This window comes from Corallincola spongiicola (assembly GCF_004284785.1).
GTDB classification, from domain to species: Bacteria; Pseudomonadota; Gammaproteobacteria; order Enterobacterales; family Neiellaceae; genus Corallincola; species Corallincola holothuriorum.
Map to the genome: position 1 here is coordinate 761,842 of NZ_SHLY01000002.1, position 20,707 is coordinate 782,548.

The window sequence follows — 20,707 nt, forward strand, 5'->3', positions numbered from 1 at the left end:
AATAACTCACTGTATAGGTCTGAGACTATCTTTGATTAGATTGCTAACAATTTGAAAATAAAGCACTAAAAAAAATCTTTTGCACAGGACTTGATACTGTATGCTCATACAGTATACTTGCCAGTAATTGTCAGGGGCCGGCTGGCTCAATTGGAGAAAATAATGGATAACAACAAGTCTAAAGCGCTATCCGCAGCACTGTCACAAATTGAACGTCAATTTGGTAAAGGTTCAATTATGCGACTGGGTGACTCCCAGGCATTGGATATTGAATCAGTTTCTACTGGTTCGCTTAGTTTGGATATCGCTTTGGGCATTGGTGGCTTGCCAATGGGCCGTATTGTTGAGATCTATGGTCCGGAGTCTAGTGGTAAAACAACACTGACTTTGGAAGTGATTGCGCAAGCACAAAAGGCTGGCAAGACCTGCGCTTTTGTCGACGCAGAACATGCTCTTGATCCTGTTTATGCCGGCAAGCTCGGTGTGAATGTTGATGAGTTGCTTGTGTCACAGCCTGACACCGGCGAGCAAGCTCTGGAGATCTGTGACATGTTAGTGCGCTCTGGCGCTGTTGATGTGGTGATTGTTGACTCAGTGGCAGCATTAACGCCGAAAGCAGAGATTGAAGGAGATATGGGTGACACCCATGTTGGCTTGCAAGCACGTTTGATGTCTCAGGCTCTGCGTAAACTGACAGGTAACATTAAGCGCTCTAACACTCTATGTATTTTCATCAACCAGATCAGAATGAAAATCGGTGTTATGTTCGGTAACCCTGAGACGACGACGGGTGGTAATGCACTGAAGTTTTACTCTTCGGTTCGCTTGGATATTCGTCGCACGGGTGCAGTGAAAGATGGCGACGAAGTCGTCGGTAATGAAACTCGCGTAAAGGTCGTGAAGAATAAGGTGGCTCCTCCGTTTAAACAGGCCGAATTCCAAATCATGTACGGGGAAGGCGTATCTAAAGTGGGTGAGCTGATTGATCTGGGTGTACAACACAAACTGATCGAAAAAGCGGGTGCCTGGTATAGCTATAACGGCGACAAAGTGGGTCAGGGTAAAGCGAATGCGCTGCGTTATTTCAAGGAAAATACCGAGGTAGCGCAGACGATAGAGGCGAAACTTCGCGATATGCTGTTGCTTAAGCCGAAAGCTGCTCAAGAAGAGGAGCAGTTAGCTGAGATTGGAGAGGAACTCTGAGTTCAGAGAATGACACTTTAAACGCCGCCATGCGCTTGCTTGCGCGGCGTGATCACTCCCACCAAGAGTTGGCGAATAAGCTTCGCCAACGGCGCTTTTCTTCTTCTGACATCGCCACCGTCCTAGACAAGTGTGCAGAGCACGGTTGGCTCGATGAACCTCGCTTTTGTGATAGTTACATTCGTCGCCGCAGTCAGCAAGGGTATGGGCCGCAGCGGATCAGAGCAGAGTTAATTCAACGGGGTATTGATAAGACGTTGATTTCTGATGCACTAAAGCTGTGTTCTGTTGATTGGCAACTCGTCCTTAGTGATTGTATTCAGCGTCGCTTTGACAGCCTATCAGCGCAAAGAGAAGAGCGTGCGAAACAGCTCCGTTTTTTGCTTTACCGTGGATTTAATCATGACTTGATCCAACAATTGGGTGGTAACTGAACTAATTCTCGATTTATTGGTCATAATGTCGACTAAAATTGGTAAATATTCATAGTGTTAAAGGCACGGGAGTGAGCATGCGACGTTTGGTGACTTTAAGTTTTTTGATGAGCTTATTGGTGGGAACTGCGGTTGCAGATACATTGCGATTGAAAGATGGACGAGTCATTGAAGGCACAATGGTCGCGCGGGATCAGAATATGGTGACTTTCAATGTCAACGGCCAAGACCAATGGTTCCCAACTGAACAGGTTGCAGGCATCGACTTCGGTGACGCTGCGCCAACTGCGCAAGCTCCTGCTGCCCAGGCCCCTGCTGCACCAGCCCCGGCGCCACAAGCCTCCGCACCCGCAGAAGTGGCCGCGGGCACTCAATTAACGGTACGCTTGAGTGATACCTTAGATACGCGAAAAACAGGCAAAGGTCAGCGCTTTACAGCGGTATTGGAAGCCGATTTAGTGGCTTCAAACGGCAGCGTGATTGCTCCCCGAGGCAGTCAGGTATACGGTCGTGTGATTGAAGCTGACTCTTCTGGCCGATTGGCTGGTAAGCCTTCCATCGTACTTGAGCTGACCGAAGTGATGGTGAACAATCAAATGAAACCTATTGTTACAGGCCAGTTGCAAGCCTCCGGCGACAGCGCTGGGCGCAATACTGTTGGGCGGACTGCTCGCGGAGCCGTCATTGGCGGGTTAATTGATGGCGGAGATGGTGCCAAGACGGGGGCTAAAGTTGGATTGGGTGCATCAGTGTTGTTTGGTAAGAATCATATAGAAATTCCCAGCGGAACCTTGTTAGATTTTAGACTTCGAACACCGTTTTTTGGCTAGTTTCCATAAAAAACATATAAAAGGGGCCTAAATGGCCCCTTTTTTGATCTAATTTTGCTCTGAAAATCGTTAAGTGGTTGTTCCGTGCTTGTTAGGGCATATAATTGGCGGTTTAAATTTATGCCGTGCCGCCAACGTGCTTGTTTTTGTTTGCGGTGATAAATACCTGTTTGCCGGGATCCTTGTATGTATATGACCAGTGCCGCTCTTCGAGAAGCGTTTCTCGAATTCTTCAGAACGAAAGGGCATCAGCTTGTTGCCAGTAGCTCACTTGTGCCGCACGACGATCCAACGCTGCTGTTTACCAACGCAGGTATGAACCAATTTAAGGATGCATTTCTTGGCAAAGAGCAGCGCAGCTACACCCGTGCCGCCTCATCACAGCGTTGTGTTCGCGCCGGCGGTAAGCACAATGATTTGGAAAATGTAGGTTACACCGCTCGCCACCATACTTTCTTCGAAATGTTGGGTAACTTTAGCTTTGGTGATTATTTCAAGCGCGACGCGATTTGTTTTGCTTGGGAGTTTCTCACCGATACGTTGAAACTGCCTAAAGAACGTTTGTTAGTTACCATTTACGAAACTGACGACGAGGCATTTGAACTCTGGGCTAATGAGATTGGCGTTCCTGCGGACCGCATTGTGCGTATAGGAGATAAGTCCGCTGATAAGAAATTTGAATCAGACAACTTCTGGCAAATGGGTGATACCGGCCCATGTGGTCCTTGCACTGAGATCTTTTACGACCACGGTGAACATATCTGGGGAGGACCTCCCGGTTCACCAGAAGAAGATGGCGATCGCTTCATCGAGATCTGGAATGTTGTTTTCATGCAGTTTAATCGCCAATCAGACGGCACTATGGAACCGTTACCTAATCCATCGGTGGATACCGGCATGGGGTTGGAGCGGATTGCCGCGATACTGCAGGGAGTGCATTCAAACTACGAGATCGATATTTTTCAAACCCTGATCAAACATGCTGCTCAGATTATCGGTACGACAGATTTAGAAGATAAATCGTTGCGGGTGATTGCCGACCATATCCGTTCATGTTCTTTCTTGATCGCCGATGGCGTGATGCCCTCCAATGAAGGTCGGGGTTATGTTTTACGTCGTATTATCCGCCGAGCGGTGCGCCATGGACATAAACTGGGGGCGACGGGTGTGTTCTTCCACCGTTTAGTCCCGGTACTCGCAAACGAGATGGGCGCGGCGTTTGATGAACTGAATAGTCAGTTACCTATTATCGAAAAAGTGTTGAAGGTAGAGGAAGAGCAATTTGCCCGCACTCTGGACCGTGGATTACAGATCTTAGATGATGAGCTAGCAGCGCTGCAGGGTGATGTGGTGCCTGGCGAGTTGGTTTTCAAGCTATACGATACCTACGGTTTCCCTGCTGATTTAACGGCAGATATTGCCCGTGAACGCTCGTTGACCATAGACCAAGCTGGGTTTGATGTTGAGATGGCGGCGCAGCGTAAACGTGCACAATCAGCGAGTAACTTTGATAAAGATTATAACGCCGACCTAAATATCAGTCATTGCACGGAATTTGTCGGCTACGACAATCTGACTATGAACTCAAAAGTGATAGAAATACTGACCAAAGCTGGCGAGTCAGTCAAAAAATTAAAGGCCGGAGAAGAGGGTATTGTGATTTTGGATAACACCCCTTTCTACGGTGAAAGTGGTGGTCAAAAGGGCGATATCGGTTCGCTGCGGATGAACGATGGCGCATTTGCTGTGACTGATACGCAGAAGTCGAGTAAAGCTATTGTTCATAATGGTTATGTTGAATTTGGTGAGATATACGTTGGCGAAGAGCTAACCGCTGACGTCGATGAGCGTCATCGAAAAACAACCGCACTTAACCACTCTGCTACTCACCTATTGCATGCTGCTTTACGCCAAGTGTTAGGCGAGCATGTTCAGCAGAAGGGCTCACTGGTTGGGCCGGAACGCCTGCGTTTTGATTTTAGCCATTTTGAAAGTCTGAGTATTGGGACTCTTCGCCAAATAGAACACCTCGTTAATCAACAGATTAGACGGAATAACCCGGTGACGACGCAGTTGATGAACCTCGACGAAGCGAAGAGCGCTGGCGCAATGGCACTGTTCGGCGAGAAGTATGAGGACGATGTACGTGTCGTTGGTATGGGTGAGTTTTCCACCGAACTCTGTGGTGGTACACACGTTGAACGAACCGGCGATATCGGCTTTTTCAAAATCACTACAGAGGCTGGGATCGCAGCTGGGGTGCGGCGAATCGAGGCGGTTACCGGACAGGCCGCGATTGACATGATGCATGCCATCGGCAAGCAGATGGAAGAGATGAGTACATTGGTTAAGGGTGATAACCATTCTATTGCTGATCGTGTTCGTCAGACCGTCGATCGTATGCGCTCACTGGAAAAAGAGGTTGAGCAACTCAAAGCTGAGCTTGCCAAACATAAAGGCGCAAGCTTGACCGATGAGACGATTGATATCAAGGGCGTCAAAGTGCTTGTCAGCCAGTTAGATGGAGCAGACCCTAAGAGCTTACGCGGTATGGTGGATGACCTTAAAAACCGTCTTGGTTCTGGTGTTGTTGTTTTGGGTGTTCCGGGCGACGGTAAGGTGAGCTTGATTGTTGGGGTTACAAAAGATCTGACTGGTAAAGTCAAAGCTGGTGAACTGGTGAATATGGTCGCACAGCAGGTCGGCGGTAAAGGTGGTGGACGTCCAGATATGGCGCAGGCTGGTGGCAGCGATGCGGCAGCTTTACCTGCTGCCTTAGCGTCCGTGAGCCCTTGGCTGACTGAACGACTCTAGAGCAAGGAGCAATAAGCGTGGCACTGATAGTTCAAAAATTTGGTGGTACTTCGGTTGGTACTGTTGAACGCATCGAAGCTGTTGCGGAGCGCGTTGTGCGGCACCGTGCCGCCGGCGACGATGTCGTGGTGGTGGTCTCAGCTATGTCAGGTGAAACTAATCGCCTGTTAGGCTTAGCCAATGCGATTGATCCCGATGGCTCAGCTCGTGAGCTCGATGTTCTGGTTTCCACAGGCGAGCAGGTAACGATTGCCTTACTGGCAATGGCCTTGAATAAACGTGGCTGTGCTGCGCAGTCTTTTACCGGAGATCAGGTTAAGATCTTAACTGACGATTCCCATAGCAAAGCACGCATTTTAGATGTTGAACATAGCTTACTTAATCAACGTCTTGGTGAAGGCGTTGTGCCTATCGTCGCAGGGTTCCAGGGCGTAGATGAGAATAACAACATCACCACCCTTGGCCGTGGCGGTTCAGATACCACGGCGGTGGCGATAGCCGCTGCAATAAAAGCTGATGAGTGCCAGATCTATACTGACGTGGATGGTGTATATACCACTGATCCGCGGGTTGAGCCTTCGGCACGTAAGATGAATACCATTACCTTCGAAGAGATGCTGGAGATGGCAAGCCTGGGCGCCAAAGTGCTGCAGATCCGTTCAGTTGAATTCGCCGGTAAATACAATGTACCACTGCGCGTGCTGTCTAGCTTCGAAGAGGGGCAAGGCACGCTGATCACCTATGAGGGATTGAATATGGAGAAGCCGCTGGTATCGGGCATTGCGTTTAATCGTGATGAAGCACGGTTAACTATACTGGGGGTTCCTGATCAGCCAAATGTTGCTGCTTCAGTGCTCGCACCTATAGGCAAAGCGAATATCGATATTGATATGATCATTCAGAATGCGGTAGGTGATAACACAGCAGACTTTACTTTTACTGTACACCGGAACGATTTTGCACGCGCAAAGGCTATTTTAGACGAAACTTGTGCAAAGTTGGGAGCTAAAGGGGTGCAGGGCGACGATCATATCGCTAAAATCTCCGTGGTGGGTGTGGGTATGAAGAGCCATGCTGGTGTTGCTGTGACGATGTTTGAGTCGCTTGGCGATGAAGGAATCAATATTCAACAGATTTCGACATCAGAGATTAAGATCTCGGTGTTGGTTGAAGAAAAATATTTAGAATTGGCTGTGCGAACCTTACATGCAGCCTTCAATCTGGATAAAGAGCCGGTGCAGTAGTCCGTTGCTGTTAAGAAAGTTTAAACTTTTACTAGCTAATCGTTGTCTATAAGCTAAGTTAATAATAATCCTGAGTTTTAAAGGCGCCCCAGAGTGGCCACTCAGAGTTTAAGGAATGAAGGAGCAAGCGAATGCTAATTTTAACTCGTCGAGTTGGTGAGACCCTGATGATTGGTGATGAAGTCACCGTGACGGTATTGGGTGTTAAAGGTAATCAGGTTCGTATCGGTGTGAATGCGCCGAAAGAGGTCTCTGTGCATCGCGAAGAGATTTATATGCGTATTCAGGCTGAGAAGGGTGATGATGAGGGTAATCAGAACTACTAGCCTGCGAATAGATTAGACAAAGCCGACTTCATGTCGGCTTTGTTCGTTTTATGGCAACAAAATGTTCGATTTTTGCACGTATAAGTGAAAACTCGATTGAAGTACCAAAAAGCTCCCAAAAAGTGTTTGACATAAGCGCCAGTTTCATTAGAATTCAGCGCCACTAAAGGTGAGGTGGCCGAGTGGCCGAAGGCGCTCCCCTGCTAAGGGAGTATGGGGTTTGTAGCCCCATCGAGGGTTCGAATCCCTCCCTCACCGCCATTAGTTTGATGTAACGCGCTCGTAGCTCAACTGGATAGAGTACCTGGCTACGAACCAGGCGGTTGGAGGTTCGAGTCCTCCCGAGCGCGCCATTAACTAAACAGTTTCAAAATTGATGTACTAGACTATGTCAATTGCACCGATTACGCGCTCGTAGCTCAACTGGATAGAGTACCTGGCTACGAACCAGGCGGTTGGAGGTTCGAGTCCTCCCGAGCGCGCCATTATTCAGAGATGCCCAACAGAGATGTTGGGCATTTTTGTATCTGGCTTATACCTTCCTCGCAATGCCTACCTAAGAGTTTGTTGGCTAGAGTTACTCTTTCGCTGATGAGCATTATCTGTTGCGGTAGATGTTCTATTGCCCTGAACAAATGTGCGTTTGCCCGCGGTTTTATCACTTGCTCGAAAGTTAACCATTTGCTTTTGATCCGCGTCATTCGTTTGAATGGCGAATGAGGCTAGCGTGGGTGCGAGAAATAGTGTCAAATGTGTCAGATAGCTTTTGCATAGAAAATTACAGTTTTGTGTGACTATTGCCCTGAAAACGGTATTTATGCGTGTAAAAGTGACTATCTATGCACATCTTGTTTGATTTTTACAATATGTCATGGTACTTCTAGGCAATATCGTCAGGAAACTGAAAATTAATTACAGGATGAGTTCTGATGACTAGTATCAGCGAACTGTTACTGGAAGCAGCAGGTATCATGGCTGTTGGCATGATATTCGTATTTTTGTTCTTAAGCTTACTCGTGGTTGGCGTGAAGTTACTTGCGCGATTTGCCGGTGGGCCTGAACCTTTGACTGCGAATGCGACGCCGCCCCCCCAAACTACTGGGGTAAGCCCCGACGTTGTCGCGGCGATCTCTGCTGCCGTGCACAAATACCGGAATACGACCAAGGACTAACAAGGAGCGATCCTGTATGAAAAAGCCACTAGCCATCACTGATGTGGTGCTTCGTGACGCCCACCAATCATTGCTTGCAACCCGTTTGCGTATTGAAGATATGCTGCCTATTGCTGAGAAGCTGGATAAGGTTGGGTATTGGTCAATAGAATCATGGGGCGGGGCTACGTTTGATGCCTGTATTCGTTTCCTTGGTGAAGATCCTTGGGAGCGCCTTCGTCTGTTGAAAAAGGCGATGCCAAACACTCGCCAGCAGATGCTATTACGCGGGCAAAACCTATTGGGTTATCGTCATTACGCTGATGACGTGGTAGAGAAGTTTGTTGAGCGAGCCCATGCCAATGGTATGGATGTATTCCGTATCTTTGATGCGATGAACGATGTTCGTAACTTCCAAACGGCAGTGAAAGCGGCGGTGAAGGTCGGCGCACATGCTCAAGGTACCATCTCTTACACGACTAGCCCTGTGCATACGTTAGATACTTGGCTTGATATGGGTAAGCGCCTTCAGGACCTAGGGTGTCATTCAATCTGTATTAAGGATATGGCGGGGTTATTGAAGCCTTACGAGGCTGAAGAACTGATTGGCCGCTTGAAAGAAGAGTTAGAACTGCCACTGGCGTTGCATTGTCATGCGACTACAGGACTGAGTGTCGCCACCCATATGAAGGCGATTGATGCTGGTATCGATATTCTCGATACGGCGATCTCTTCTATGAGCATGACTTATGGCCACAGCCCCACGGAAACCATTGTCTCCATTGTCGAAGGCACAGAGCGTGATACCGGCATCGATATTACAGGGCTGGAAGATATCGCCAGCTACTTCCGTGATGTAAGGAAGAAGTATGCCAAATTCGAAGGCAGCCTGAAGGGGATTGATGCACGTATTCTTACAGCGCAAGTGCCTGGTGGCATGCTGACGAATATGGAAGGCCAGCTGAAAGAGCAGGGTGCTGCAGACAAGTTGGATGAAGTATTGAAAGAGATCCCACGTGTACGTGAAGATCTTGGCTTTATTCCATTGGTTACTCCAACTTCTCAGATTGTTGGCACGCAAGCAGTACTAAATGTACTGACGGGTGAGCGCTACAAGTCGATCGCTAAAGAAACCGCAGGTGTGCTTAAGGGAGAATATGGTGCGTCCCCAGCAGCGGTTAATGCAGACCTGCAAGCTCGCGTACTTGAAGGTGGCGAAGCCATTACTTGTCGTCCAGCAGATTTGATCGATGCTGAGATGGATAAGCTATGCGTTGAACTTGATGATGTTGCTCAGAAAGAAGCGATCTCTTTGGCAACAGACAAGATTGATGATGTGCTGACCTATGCACTGTTTCCTCAGATCGGTCTTAAGTTCCTTAAAAATCGTGGTAACCCAGATGCATTTGAACCGGCACCAGGTACCGAGCCAGAGCCTGCGCCTGTTGTTGCAGCCGCTAGTGGCCAGGCAGAAGCATACAGTGTTCGTGTTGATGGCAAGGTTTATCAGGTAGAAGTTGCGCCTGACGGTGCATTGACCAGTGTTGCGCCAGCAGCAGGTGGCGCACCTGCTGCTGCCCCTGCGCCAGCAAGCAGTGCTTTTTCTTTGCCCGCGCCATTGGCAGGTAACATTTTCAAAGTGAATGTTAGTGTTGGGCAGCAGGTCAACGAAGGCGATGTCGTGATTATTTTGGAAGCGATGAAGATGGAAACAGAAGTCAGAGCTTCACAAAGCGGCACTGTGACCGTGCTGAACGTTAAAGAGGGCGACTCTGTTGCCGTTGGTGATGCGCTACTTGGTCTGGGTTAATAGGGACACTGAATGGAAGGTTTAACTATCCTATGGCGAGACACCGGTCTCGCCAATTTTACGCCGGGCCAAATAGTGATGCTGTTGGTTGGCTGTCTGTTGTTGTATCTGGCGATCGTTCGTAAGTTTGAGCCCTTGCTGCTCGTGCCTATTGGCTTCGGTTGTGTGCTAGCCAATATTCCGATGGCTGGCTTTACTGAGCCCGGTGGACTGCTTTATTACATCTTTGAAGTGGGTGTGAAAACGGGCATCTTTCCACTGCTTATTTTTATGGGCGTAGGTGCGTTAACCGATTTCGGCTCTTTGATTGCTAACCCTAAGACCTTGTTCCTAGGGGCTGCTGCGCAGTTTGGTATTTTTGCCACCTTGTTTGGGGCGATTGCTCTCAATATGGTGCCAGGATTTGAATTTTCGCTGGCGGATGCTGCAGCTATTTCGATTATTGGTGGAGCGGATGGTCCAACGGCTATTTTTGTTGCCAGCCGGTTAGCGCCTGATCTACTTGGCGCCATTGCTGTTGCTGCATACTCCTATATGGCGTTGGTACCCATTATTCAGCCGCCAATTATGAAAGCCCTGACGACGGAAGATGAACGTAATGTGGCGATGGAGCAGTTGCGTCCGGTTAGCCGCAAAGAGAAAATCTTCTTCCCACTGATCGTGTTGTTGATGGCCATCCTATTTTTGCCAGCGGCGACTCCACTTGTGGGTATGTTCTGTCTCGGTAATCTGATGCGCGAGTCTGGTGTGGTAGAGCGTCTATCTAAGGCCGCACAGAATGAGATCATTAATATCGTTACGATCTTGCTGGGGTTAGCCGTGGGCTCGAAATTGTCGGCGGATAAGTTCCTGACTGTGGAAACTCTGGGTATTTTGGCGCTGGGTGCGGTGGCGTTTTCTATTGGTACGGCTTCAGGCGTGTTGATGGGTAAATTGATGCACCGTTTATCCGGGGGCAAGGTCAACCCATTGATCGGCGCTGCTGGTGTATCTGCAGTCCCTATGGCCGCTCGTGTGGTGAATAAAGTTGGTTTACAAGCTAATCCCCATAACTTCTTGCTGATGCATGCCATGGGGCCAAATGTGGCTGGTGTACTTGGTTCAGCTGTTGCGGCTGGTGTTCTACTTGCGCTAGTTCAATAAGCGCTAGCTTCACCAGGTGGCTATGAGCCGCAGTTAAAAAAGCGAGCCTTTAGGCTCGCTTTTTTATGGTTTGGTCAGCCAAAGCATCAGGGTGAGGAACAGAAAGAGAATTGTCGAGCCTGTAGCAATATAGATAAATCCTTTCTTGCCCGCCTTAAGGGGAAGGTCATTGGCGCGTAAAAAAACAATCCATAGCAGGCATAGTATTATCGGGATTAAGAATAAGCGAGCCATCCATTTTCCTCCTGTCGCTTAATTAGCTTCATTAGTTGCCGATTGTTCGTTAATCGTCGTAGTGGGCTCATTGGTAACCAGCAAACCTTCACGATAACCAATCACTCTAGCCACCATCATATCGCCAGTGACATTGGTTGCCGTACGCATCATATCAATGATGCGGTCAATTGCGGCGACAAAGGCGATCCCTTCTAATGGCAGACCGACGGCATTTAGGGTGACGGTAAGCATCACCATCGCGGTGCCGGGAACGCCGGCGGTGCCGATGGAAGCGAGTGTGGCTGTTGCCATGATGATGCCGTAGTCGATCCAGCCTAATGGTATACCGTAAATTTGAGCGATAAATATCGCTGCAATAGCAGGGTAGATACCACCACAGCCATCCATGTTGATAGTGGCTCCCATGGGCAGCACAAAGCTGGCATATTGGCGGGACACATCTAATCCTTCAGTCACACAGCGAGTACTGACAGGGAGTGTGCCGTAACTGCTGGCGCTGGCGTAGGCAACCAGTTGAGCAGGAAAGACCGCCTTGAAGAATTGGCGGATCGAAATCCCGCCAAACAGTTGTACTGCAGTGCCGTAAACCAGCACGATATGAATCAAGCAGGCGATATAGATGGCAACAACGAATTTCGCCAGCGGTAATAGTGAGTCTAGGCCGAAGCTGCCAAGCATCCAGGCGATAAGGCCAAATACGCCATAGGGGGTTAAGGCCAACACCATTCGGGTGATCTGGTACATCACTTCTGCACCACTATGTAAAAAGCGCTTCACGGGCTCAGCTTTGTCACCTACCTGATTGATGGCCACTCCAACCAATACTGCAAAGAGCAGTACTTGCAGGATATTGCCTTCGGCCATGGCCGCGATAGGGTTCCGTGGCACAACATCCACTAGTACCTGCGCAAATGGAGGAATATCCCGTTCTCGCACACTGCTCGCTGTTAGCGATAGCTCGGCACTGAAGTTCATCATACTGCCAATGAGTAGGCCAAGTGCGCTGGCGATCACTGCAGTTAACAAGAATAAGCCAACGGTTTTAATGCCTATTCGTCCGAGGCGGTTATCGTCACCTAGGGAGGTAACCGCCATGACCAGAGAGCAAAAGACTAACGGTACAACCAGCATGCGAATGGCGTTGATAAATAGATCGCCGAGGGGTTTAAGCTGTACTGCAAACTCTGGTAGCAGTAAGCCAACGGTCGCACCCAGCACAAACCCTGCGAGTACCTTTTGCCAAAAGGGAATAGAACGGTAGACAGCGAGCGCAGGACTGGACATAGTGATCTCAAGTGAATTCAGTAGATAACTGGTTTATTCTAACCTGTTATTGAAATTGAACCTAAGCCCTAAGGCATTGCTCTTCCCTGAAGAGAAAAAGGAAGCTAATGGAAGTCGATACCCATCAAGTTCAAATCAGTGATTTTGGTGAACCGGAATGCTTAACGCTTACCGAGATCTCATTGCAGACTCAAGCACCCGTTGTCAGGGTGGCGTTTGCTGGTGTTAATCCCATTGATACCAAAACACGTGCAGGTATAGGCTGGGCGGCGAAGGAAAACGCCGACAAGTTGCCTTGGTGCCCTGGTTATGATGTGGCCGGTGAGTTACTGACAGCTGATGGCAAAGGCTCTGGTCAGCATGTTTGTGGACTGATCGGCTTTCCTTTTATGGGTGGGGCCTATGCTGAACATGTTTCAGCACCTCAAGATGAGTGGGTTGTTCTGCCCGACAATGTCGATTTGCGTCAGGCTGCCGCCTTGCCATTAGCAGGGCTAACTGCGAGTCAGGCACTGTCTCGATTTGGTGATCTTCGTGACGCGGAAGAGGTCGTTGTGCTAGGCGCTGCAGGTGGTGTCGGGCATTTAGTGGTGCAGTTAGCCAAACAGCAGGGCGCCAAGGTGACCGCTATCTCTCGTGTGCAAAACCATGAGTGGTTACTTGCGCTAGGGGCCGACTGTTGTGTCGATTATGGCCAGCCTGGCTGGCAGGCGCTAGTAGCAGAACATGCCTCTCTCGTTATCGACTGTGTGGGTGGTGAGGTTGGTTTATCACTTGTTAAGCAGCTGCTTTGCGGTACAGATGTCGTGACGCTACCTACGGTCACTGCAGATGCAATTATTGAGGCAGGTGATGCGGCAGGTTGTCACGTCACAGGTATGTTGATCCAGCCGGATCCAGCCCGTTTGAAGCAACTGGTTACCTTGTTGGCTGATGGTGTCATTAAGGTGGCCGTTGCCGCGACTTTCCCTTTGGCCGACGCCAACCTTGCCCACCGCCAGGTTGAAACAGGCCATACAAGAGGGAAGGTGATACTGGACTGCCGAGCCCCTGCAACACCAGAATGATTGAGCTCTGGGGGCTGTTTATCGCCAGCTTTGCTGCGGCTACTCTGCTTCCCGGCGGCTCAGAGGTGATTTTGGTCGGACTGTACTTAAAGGGGAATGAGCCTACCGTCAGTCTGTGGCTGGTGGCTACGTTGGGCAATACTTTAGGGGCGGTGGTCACGGTGTGGATGGGGCGAGTGGTAGCAAGGTCGCGACCGCCGAAGCCCAAACACGCATGGCAGTTAAGATGGCACCTCAGGCTACAAAAGCATGGCAGCCCTATATTGCTGATGAGTTGGTTACCTCTGGTGGGGGATGGTTTGTGCTTGTTGGCGGGCTGGCTCAGACTTAATTGGCGTGGTGTCTTGTTGTTTATCACGCTCGGTAAAGCGCTACGTTATTTGCTGGTTTTGCTATTGGCGACACCATGGGGGTGAACTCTCAGTGTACTTTTTGTAGCGTTTGCTGCTCTGCACCCTGACTGGTGCGTATAAATTGTTAATAGTTTTGTCAGCCCTTGCGGTCACGCGCTCGTTACGGATAATGACAGCAACTTGTTTTGTCAGGACCTTTCCATGTTTCGACCTAGTCGCGTGACTCTGTTTACATCCCTGTTTCTCTCGTTGTTGGTTTTGGCCGCTTGCAGCCAGCAGCCAAAAGATCGCGTGGTATTGCCAGAAGGTATTCATTTTGTCGAAGCGGTGAGTGCTACCGTCGATAACAATGGCGATCCTGTATTACCGTACCAGAAGTACCAGTTGGAGAACGGGTTAACGCTGTTGTTGCATCAGGACCACTCGGATCCAATTACTCATGTTGATGTCACCTACCATGTCGGTTCGGCACGTGAGCAGCTAGGTAAGTCAGGCTTTGCTCATTTCTTTGAGCATATGATGTTCCAAGGTTCCAAGCATGTTGCTGACGAACAGCATTTTCGGATTATTTCGGAAGCGGGGGGAACCCTGAATGGCACGACCAACAGTGATCGCACTAACTACTACCAAACTGTGCCAGCCAATCAATTGGAGAAGGTGCTTTGGTTAGAATCCGATCGTATGGGTTTTTTGTTAGAGGCCGTGACCCAGGAGAAATTTGAAGTACAACGAGCGACGGTGAAAAACGAGCGCGCTCAGCGTTACGACAATGCGCCTTATGGCTTGTTATACGAACGCGTGAGCCAGGCACTATATCCGGAAAATCACCCTTACTCCTGGCCAACCATTGGCTATGTAGAAGATCTGGATCGGGTGAATGTTAACGACTTAAAGGCATTTTTCCTGCGCTGGTATGGACCCAACAATGCCACCTTAACGATTGGCGGTGATATAGATGTGGAGCAGACGCTGGCGTGGGTGGCCAAGTATTTTGGTCCTATTGCAGCAGGCCCCGATGTAGATGGTGATGCTAAGACGCTTGTGACGTTACCTGATACTCGCTATATCAGTATGGAAGATAGGGTACATCTACCGCTGCTATATATCTCCTTCCCTACCGTTTATGGGCGTCATGAAGATGAAGCCGCGCTGGATCTGCTTGCTGATGTGTTGGGTGGTGGCAAACAGTCACTGTTTTATCAGCACTTAGTGAAAGCCGGTTATGCCGTGCAGGCCGGTGTGAGTCACCCTTGTCAGGAGCTGGCGTGTAGTTTCAATCTCTACGCCTTGGCTAATCCAGAAAAAATGCCCTCTTTAGCTGATATGGAGAAGGCGTTGCGAGCTGCGATTGATGACTTTGAGCAGCGTGGCGTCACGCAAGATGATTTGGATAAGGTACAAGCGCAGTTTGAAGCCTCGACAATTTTTGGTTTGCAAAGTGTGTCTGGCAAGGTGTCGACTTTAGCGTTTAACGAGACCTTTGCTGACAGTCCTGATCAGATCGCTGATGATTTAGCCCGTTATCGAGCTGTGACGAAAGCGGATGTGGAGCGGGTCTATCGCACCTACATCAAAGATAAGCCAGCTGTTGTAATGAGTATCGTGCCCCAAGGGCAACTGGCGCTGATAGCGGCGCCAGATAACTTTAAGCCTGCAGCACGCCAAATCCCGCAAGCCGAGGAGATGACAGCGGCGCAGTTAGCTCTGCGTCCGGTGACTGAAACTTTCGATCGTAATAAGGTGCCTGAAGCTGGCCCTTCACCCGTCGTTCATGTACCTGACGCATGGCGAGCTACCTTGGATAACGGTATTCCTGTGATCGGCAGTGAAATAGACGAAACGCCAACGGTGACCTTGTTGCTGAGCATTGAGGGTGGACCGTTACTCGATCCTGAAGGCAAAGCTGGAACTGCAAGTTTAACCGCGGCGATGCTTAACGAAGCGACACAGCAGCGCAGTGGCGAAGCGATGGCGCTGGCATTAGATAAGTTAGGTAGCCGCATTTCAGCGCGCGCCAGTGGCCGTTACACCGAGATCGCGGTGTCTAGTTTGGCGCGTCACTTAGACGAGACTTTACTGCTGCTACAAGAGATCCTATTACAACCAAAGTTTGATGCTGCTGACTTTGAGCGTTTGAAAGCACAGACCTTGCAATCGCTTGTGCAGTCGGCGAAAGATCCTGGGGCTTTAGCTTCTCGGGCACAGTTGCAAGTGCTATATGGCGAGCAGCGGATCGGCTTACCCGATGGCGGCATATTCAGCTCGGTGCAAGGGATCAGTCTGCAAGATGTGCAGCAGTTTTATCAACAGAACTACAGCGCTAAAGCGGCGCAGCTTGTGGTGGTGGGGAGCTTAAGTAAAGCACAGTGGCTACCGAAACTTGATTGGTTAGGACAATGGGCAGGAGAATCCCTCAGCTTTGCCGATTACCAGGATTTTCCGCAGTACGAGAAGTCGACTATCTATGTCGTGGATCTGCCTGAAGCGGCGCAATCGGCGATCCGGGTTGTTCGTCGAGCAATGCCTTACGATGCCACGGGGGATTATTTTAAGGCGGGGCTGATGAACTTTCCGTTGGGTGGGGCTTTTAACTCTCGTATCAATATGAACCTGCGGGAAGAGAAGGGCTATACCTATGGTGCCCGTTCCGGATTTAGCGGTGGTAAGACGCTCGGTCGTTTTTCAGTATCTACCTCTGTGCGTGAGGATGTGACAGGGTTGGCGTTAACTGAGATCCTTAATGAACTCGCGATATATAGCGAGCAAGGTATCGATGCGGGGGAGCTGGCGTTTTTACGTCAAGCTGTGTCACAGAGCGAAGCGTTGAGCTATGAAACGCCATCGCAGAAGGCGGGCTTCCTGCGTCAGATGTTAAACTATCAGTTGGATCCTAGCTTTGCCCAAACTCAGGGAGAGATTGTGGCTACTATTGATAAGCCTGCGCTGAATGCGTTGGCGGCTAAGTGGCTGCAACCTGATACGATGCAGATCGTTATCGTTGGTGACGCGGCGAAGGTTTTGCCTCAGTTGTTATCGTTAGGCTTGCCTATTGAAACCGTCACTATGCAGCCTTAAATATGGTTTATCAGTACATTAGCGCAAAGGGTGAGCATAGACGCTTGCCCTTTATCGGTTTATGCTTCGGCGATAACGCCTGATCTGGCAAGGACTTCAAATTGACTGCTCAACTGACTCGCTATATCTCCCTGCTCTCTGCTCAGCCTGAGTTACTCAAGGGTATTCAGCACGGTATTGAAAAAGAGAGCCTGCGAATTTCGCCTGATGGCAAGTTGTCCCAAGAGAGTCATCCGAGTGGACTTGGCTCAGCACTGACCAACTCTCTGGTGACCACTGACTTTGCCGAGTCTTTAGTCGAGTTTATTACCCCAGTAAGTGACAACATTGACGAGACGCTGGGGCAATTGGCAGATCTCCATCGCTTTGCCTATCAGCAGATGGGAAGTGAGCTGCTATGGCCGCTGAGCATGCCATGCTTCGTTGGCGGCGAAGCTGATATTCGCATTGCCGAATATGGTGACTCCAATATCGGCAAGATGAAGACTCTTTATCGTAAAGGGCTACACCATCGTTATGGCAGTGTGATGCAGGTGATTGCCGGTGTGCATTTCAATTTTTCTTTGCCTGCACACTTTTGGCAGCAATGGCATCAATGGCAAGCAGGAGCCGAGTCGTTACAACAAAGTCAGTCTGCTGGCTATTTGGCGATGCTCCGAAACTATCGCCGTCTTGGTTGGCTTGTACCTTACCTGTTTGGTGCTTCTCCGGCACTTTGCGGCTCTTTTTTGCAGCAGAAAAACTCCGCATTACCCTTTGAGAAGATGGGGCAGGGAACGTATTACCTGCCTTATGCTACCTCACTGAGAATGAGCGATCTGGGTTATACCAACCGCGCACAAGCGCGCTTGCAGGTGGATTACAACTCATTGACCGGCTATCTGGCGAGTGTCGACCGGGCGTTACATACGCCAGAACCCCGCTTTGCAAAAATTGGTGTCAAAGTTGATGGTGAGTACCGCCAGCTCAACAGTAATTTATTGCAGATAGAGAACGAGCTGTATGCGCCAATTCGACCGAAGCGTGTCGCAGAGAGCGGTGAGAAGCCGAGTGAAGCCTTGGCGCGTGGAGGCATCGAATATATTGAAGTGCGGGCATTGGATGTCAGTCCTTTCCACCAGACAGGGGTCAGTGCAGATGAGATCCGCTTTCTTGATGTGCTGCTGGTCTATTGTTTGTTGCAGGAAAGCCCTGTGCTGGATTGCGATGGCTTGAGCGAAGCCGCACGCAATATTACGACCACTGTTCTATATGGTCGGGATCCTAATGCACAAGTTGAGGTTTCTGGTCAGCTCGTTGGACTTAAGGTCAGAGCAATGCAGTTGTTGTCAGAAATGCGTGCGGTTGCTGAAGTGATGGATAAGGCTGCCGGTGGTTATGACTATCAGGCAGCATTGGCAAAGCAGTTGGCCAAAGTTGAAGACCCAGATCTCACTCCTTCCGCACGTCTGCTCAATGAGATGCAGCAGCGGTCCATGGATAATGGCTGCTTAGGTATGCACTACGCAGAGAGTCATAAGGCAGAATTATTGGCTCAGCAGGGAAGTAACTTCTACAGCGACGATGCACTGCACAAGGTGGCGCAGCTGAGTGTCGAGGCACAAAAAGAGATCGAATCTGAGTCTAGTGTCGAGTTTGAACAGTTCTTGGCAGACTATTTTGCCTGAGCCTAAATAGCTAACCAGCTGCTATCACTCCACCATGATGGGGGCGAAAAGCTCCCAAAACATCATGATGCTCAACAGCAGTAACACCATTGGGGTGATCCTTTGCCCCACTAGCTTTCCTCCATTCAACACCCCCATGCTACGATTTAGCCAAACGGTGGCTGCGGCATAAAGCAGCATCACGGTGATCTCTATACTGCTGAAAATGAGCATCAGCGTTAGAGTTTGTGACCAGAGCGCATGTTCGGAGTCGATGAATTGTGGAAACAGTGCGGCGAAGAACAGGATCCCCTTTGGGTTAGCTAAGGCTGAGAACAGCCCCCGCATGTAGAGCTGCCGTTTGGTCGCGTGGTTGATAGCCGTTGCTGTCGGGTTTTGCTTTTCATCAGTAGTGCGAGAGAGCTGCCAAGCTAACCAGAGCAGGTAAAGTGCTCCTACCCCCTGTAGTCCGCTCAATAGTACGGGATTTAGCTGCAGTAACGCTGCTATGCCTGTCATAGCCAGCACCGCTTTGATTGCCCCAGACGTTACACTACCTAAGGTTAACCAGATGGCACCGTTGAATCTAAACTGCAGTGCAGTTGATATGGTGAGTAAGATCAGTGGGCCGGGAACGATAATTAATCCCAGCGATACAGCACTGAATAACAGAAGCGAGTGCGTTGTCATTGGCGGAATGCTAGACGTATCTGAGGCAAAAAAAAAGAGCTATCTAATGTGATAGCTCCAAACCCAGGGATAGTTCTTGAACAAGCAATCGCCGTTCATAGATTGAGAGTGGATAAATACGCGCAAGTTCCTTAAATTTGGTAAAAATTTTGCGGTTGCTCTGTCGAATGACAACACCGTCTTGGTTACACTGGTGGTAACCATCCCTGCAGAAATGGATCCGATGCGAATTTTCTTAGCCTTACTTACGCTGTTGTTGGTGTCTGGCTGTGCGACTTCACCGCCATCCAACCCTGAAAACCTGTGTGAAATATTTCGTGAAAAACGTGATTGGTACGACGCCGCTACGGATATGAATGATAAGTGGGGCGTACCGATCCAAGTACCTATGGCGATGATGTATCAGGAAAGCTCATTTCGTCATGATGCAGCCCCACCGCGGAAATATCTGCTTGGTTTCATTCCATGGGGACGGGTGAGCAGTGCCTACGGCTACTCGCAAGCGAAAACGCCGACTTGGAGTGATTACATCAGAGAAACGGGTAGTTCTGGTGCTGATCGTGAGGACTTTTATGATGCCATCGATTTTATGGGCTGGTTTATTACCAAAACTCATAAGATCAACGGCATATCTAAGTGGGATGCTTATGGGCAGTACCTCAATTACCACGAGGGTTGGGGGGGCTATAAACGCGGTACTTACAAAAGCAAGAAGTGGTTGATGACCACGTCACGAAAAGTGGCCAACAGGGCTTCTAAATACTCTTCGCAATATAAGAGTTGTAAGGATGAGCTTGATAGTAGCTGGTTGTACCGATTGTTCTTTGGCTAGGAGTAGATCCATGAAAGTACTCAGGTTCGCCTGGTTTTTGGGCGCTGTGCTGTTGCTATCGGGCTGTTTGGGGATCCCTGAGGGGGTTGTGCCCGTGCAAGGGGTGGATACCGATCGTTACCTTGGCAAATGGTATGAGATAGCCCGTTTAGATCACTCTTTTGAGCGCGGTATGAGTCAGGTGTCTGCAGAGTACTCGTTGCGCGATGACGGTGGCATTCGTGTTATTAACCGCGGTTTTAAAGCCGCTGATGATGAATGGCGTGAAGCCGAGGGCAGGGCGTATTTTGTTGCTCAGCCCGATGAGGGCTATCTAAAAGTCAGTTTCTTTGGCCCTTTTTACGGTTCCTATGTCATTTTTGAGCTGGATAAAGCTGATTATCAATATGCTTTTGTTGCTGGCAATAGTCGGGAATATCTTTGGTTGTTGGCTCGTACCCCAGAGATCAGTGATGAGCTGAAAGCGGAATTTGTTCATCAGGCCACGGAGTTAGGTTTTGCTACCGATGAGTTGATATGGGTGACTCAATCAGCTTCAGACCGTGCTGAATGAGCGACCGTTAGCTTG

The 20,707-nt window shown here is 49.5% G+C and carries 17 protein-coding genes and 3 tRNA genes; 18 read left to right on the plus strand and 2 right to left on the minus strand.

Annotated elements, in window-relative coordinates; genetic code table 11:
- The first annotated feature begins 162 nt into the window (after positions 1-162).
- The 12 genes from recA (at position 163) to EXY25_RS09105 (ending at position 10,955) form a co-directional block, all read left to right on the plus strand.
- Positions 163-1,203, plus strand: coding sequence for a recombinase RecA (gene recA, locus EXY25_RS09050; protein ID WP_114337308.1), 1,041 nt, complete (start codon positions 163-165; stop codon positions 1,201-1,203).
- A gap of 29 nt (positions 1,204-1,232) precedes the next feature.
- Positions 1,233-1,637 (plus strand): regulatory protein RecX, encoded by a 405-nt coding sequence (locus EXY25_RS09055; RefSeq protein WP_130566497.1) that lies wholly within the window; start codon positions 1,233-1,235, stop codon positions 1,635-1,637.
- A gap of 77 nt (positions 1,638-1,714) precedes the next feature.
- Positions 1,715-2,467, plus strand: a complete 753-nt coding sequence (locus EXY25_RS09060) for a hypothetical protein (protein ID WP_114337310.1) — start codon at positions 1,715-1,717, stop codon at positions 2,465-2,467.
- A 186-nt stretch (positions 2,468-2,653) separates the two neighbouring features.
- Entirely contained in the window at positions 2,654-5,281 is a 2,628-nt protein-coding gene (gene alaS / locus EXY25_RS09065; RefSeq protein WP_130566498.1) for an alanine--tRNA ligase, read from the plus strand.
- Between the two features lie 17 nt (positions 5,282-5,298).
- Positions 5,299-6,525 (plus strand): aspartate kinase, encoded by a 1,227-nt coding sequence (locus EXY25_RS09070; protein WP_114337312.1) that lies wholly within the window; start codon positions 5,299-5,301, stop codon positions 6,523-6,525.
- A gap of 131 nt (positions 6,526-6,656) precedes the next feature.
- On the plus strand, positions 6,657-6,851 hold the full coding sequence (gene csrA, locus EXY25_RS09075; protein ID WP_114337313.1) for a carbon storage regulator CsrA: 195 nt from the start codon (positions 6,657-6,659) through the stop codon (positions 6,849-6,851).
- A 168-nt stretch (positions 6,852-7,019) separates the two neighbouring features.
- Positions 7,020-7,112, plus strand: a tRNA-Ser gene (locus tag EXY25_RS09080).
- A 15-nt stretch (positions 7,113-7,127) separates the two neighbouring features.
- A tRNA-Arg gene (locus tag EXY25_RS09085) sits at positions 7,128-7,204 on the plus strand.
- Positions 7,205-7,259: 55 nt separating this feature from the next.
- Positions 7,260-7,336, plus strand: a tRNA-Arg gene (locus EXY25_RS09090).
- 444 nt (positions 7,337-7,780) lie between these two features.
- Positions 7,781-8,023: an oxaloacetate decarboxylase subunit gamma gene (locus EXY25_RS09095; RefSeq protein WP_114337314.1), complete on the plus strand. Its 243-nt coding sequence runs from the start codon at positions 7,781-7,783 to the stop codon at positions 8,021-8,023.
- A 16-nt stretch (positions 8,024-8,039) separates the two neighbouring features.
- Positions 8,040-9,812 (plus strand): sodium-extruding oxaloacetate decarboxylase subunit alpha, encoded by a 1,773-nt coding sequence (gene oadA / locus EXY25_RS09100; protein WP_130566499.1) that lies wholly within the window; start codon positions 8,040-8,042, stop codon positions 9,810-9,812.
- Positions 9,813-9,824: 12 nt separating this feature from the next.
- Complete coding sequence (locus EXY25_RS09105; RefSeq protein ID WP_114337316.1) at positions 9,825-10,955, plus strand: sodium ion-translocating decarboxylase subunit beta; 1,131 nt, start codon at positions 9,825-9,827, stop codon at positions 10,953-10,955.
- Positions 10,956-11,207: 252 nt separating this feature from the next.
- Here the strand turns inward: EXY25_RS09105 and EXY25_RS09110 are convergent, their stop codons facing one another.
- Positions 11,208-12,476 carry a dicarboxylate/amino acid:cation symporter gene (locus EXY25_RS09110; protein WP_130566500.1) on the minus strand — a complete coding sequence of 423 codons (1,269 nt, stop codon included), beginning with the start codon at positions 12,474-12,476 and terminating at the stop codon, positions 11,208-11,210.
- A 107-nt stretch (positions 12,477-12,583) separates the two neighbouring features.
- On the opposite strand from EXY25_RS09110, the gene EXY25_RS09115 reads away from it, so the two are divergent.
- The 4 genes from EXY25_RS09115 (at position 12,584) to gshA (ending at position 18,638) form a co-directional block, all read left to right on the plus strand.
- Positions 12,584-13,543: an NADP-dependent oxidoreductase gene (locus EXY25_RS09115; protein ID WP_130566501.1), complete on the plus strand. Its 960-nt coding sequence runs from the start codon at positions 12,584-12,586 to the stop codon at positions 13,541-13,543.
- Entirely contained in the window at positions 13,540-13,959 is a 420-nt protein-coding gene (locus tag EXY25_RS09120; RefSeq protein WP_130566502.1) for a YqaA family protein, read from the plus strand. The genes EXY25_RS09115 and EXY25_RS09120 overlap by 4 nt, the downstream gene beginning before the upstream one ends.
- 138 nt (positions 13,960-14,097) lie before the next feature.
- On the plus strand, positions 14,098-16,971 hold the full coding sequence (locus tag EXY25_RS09125) for a M16 family metallopeptidase (protein ID WP_130566503.1): 2,874 nt from the start codon (positions 14,098-14,100) through the stop codon (positions 16,969-16,971).
- 101 nt (positions 16,972-17,072) lie between these two features.
- On the plus strand, positions 17,073-18,638 hold the full coding sequence (gene gshA / locus EXY25_RS09130) for a glutamate--cysteine ligase (RefSeq protein ID WP_207232133.1): 1,566 nt from the start codon (positions 17,073-17,075) through the stop codon (positions 18,636-18,638).
- A 24-nt stretch (positions 18,639-18,662) separates the two neighbouring features.
- Here the strand turns inward: gshA and EXY25_RS09135 are convergent, their stop codons facing one another.
- Positions 18,663-19,307, minus strand: a complete 645-nt coding sequence (locus EXY25_RS09135; RefSeq protein ID WP_130566504.1) for a LysE family translocator — start codon at positions 19,305-19,307, stop codon at positions 18,663-18,665.
- A gap of 223 nt (positions 19,308-19,530) precedes the next feature.
- Here EXY25_RS09135 and EXY25_RS09140 point away from each other — a divergent pair, with 223 nt between their 5' ends.
- Both EXY25_RS09140 and EXY25_RS09145 read left to right on the plus strand, forming a co-directional pair.
- The gene (locus EXY25_RS09140; RefSeq protein ID WP_425455760.1) at positions 19,531-20,139 is read left to right on the plus strand and encodes a transglycosylase SLT domain-containing protein; all 609 of its coding nucleotides are present in this window, start codon (positions 19,531-19,533) and stop codon (positions 20,137-20,139) included.
- A gap of 10 nt (positions 20,140-20,149) precedes the next feature.
- Positions 20,150-20,692 carry a lipocalin family protein gene (locus EXY25_RS09145; protein WP_130566505.1) on the plus strand — a complete coding sequence of 181 codons (543 nt, stop codon included), beginning with the start codon at positions 20,150-20,152 and terminating at the stop codon, positions 20,690-20,692.
- The last annotated feature ends 15 nt before the right edge of the window (positions 20,693-20,707 follow it).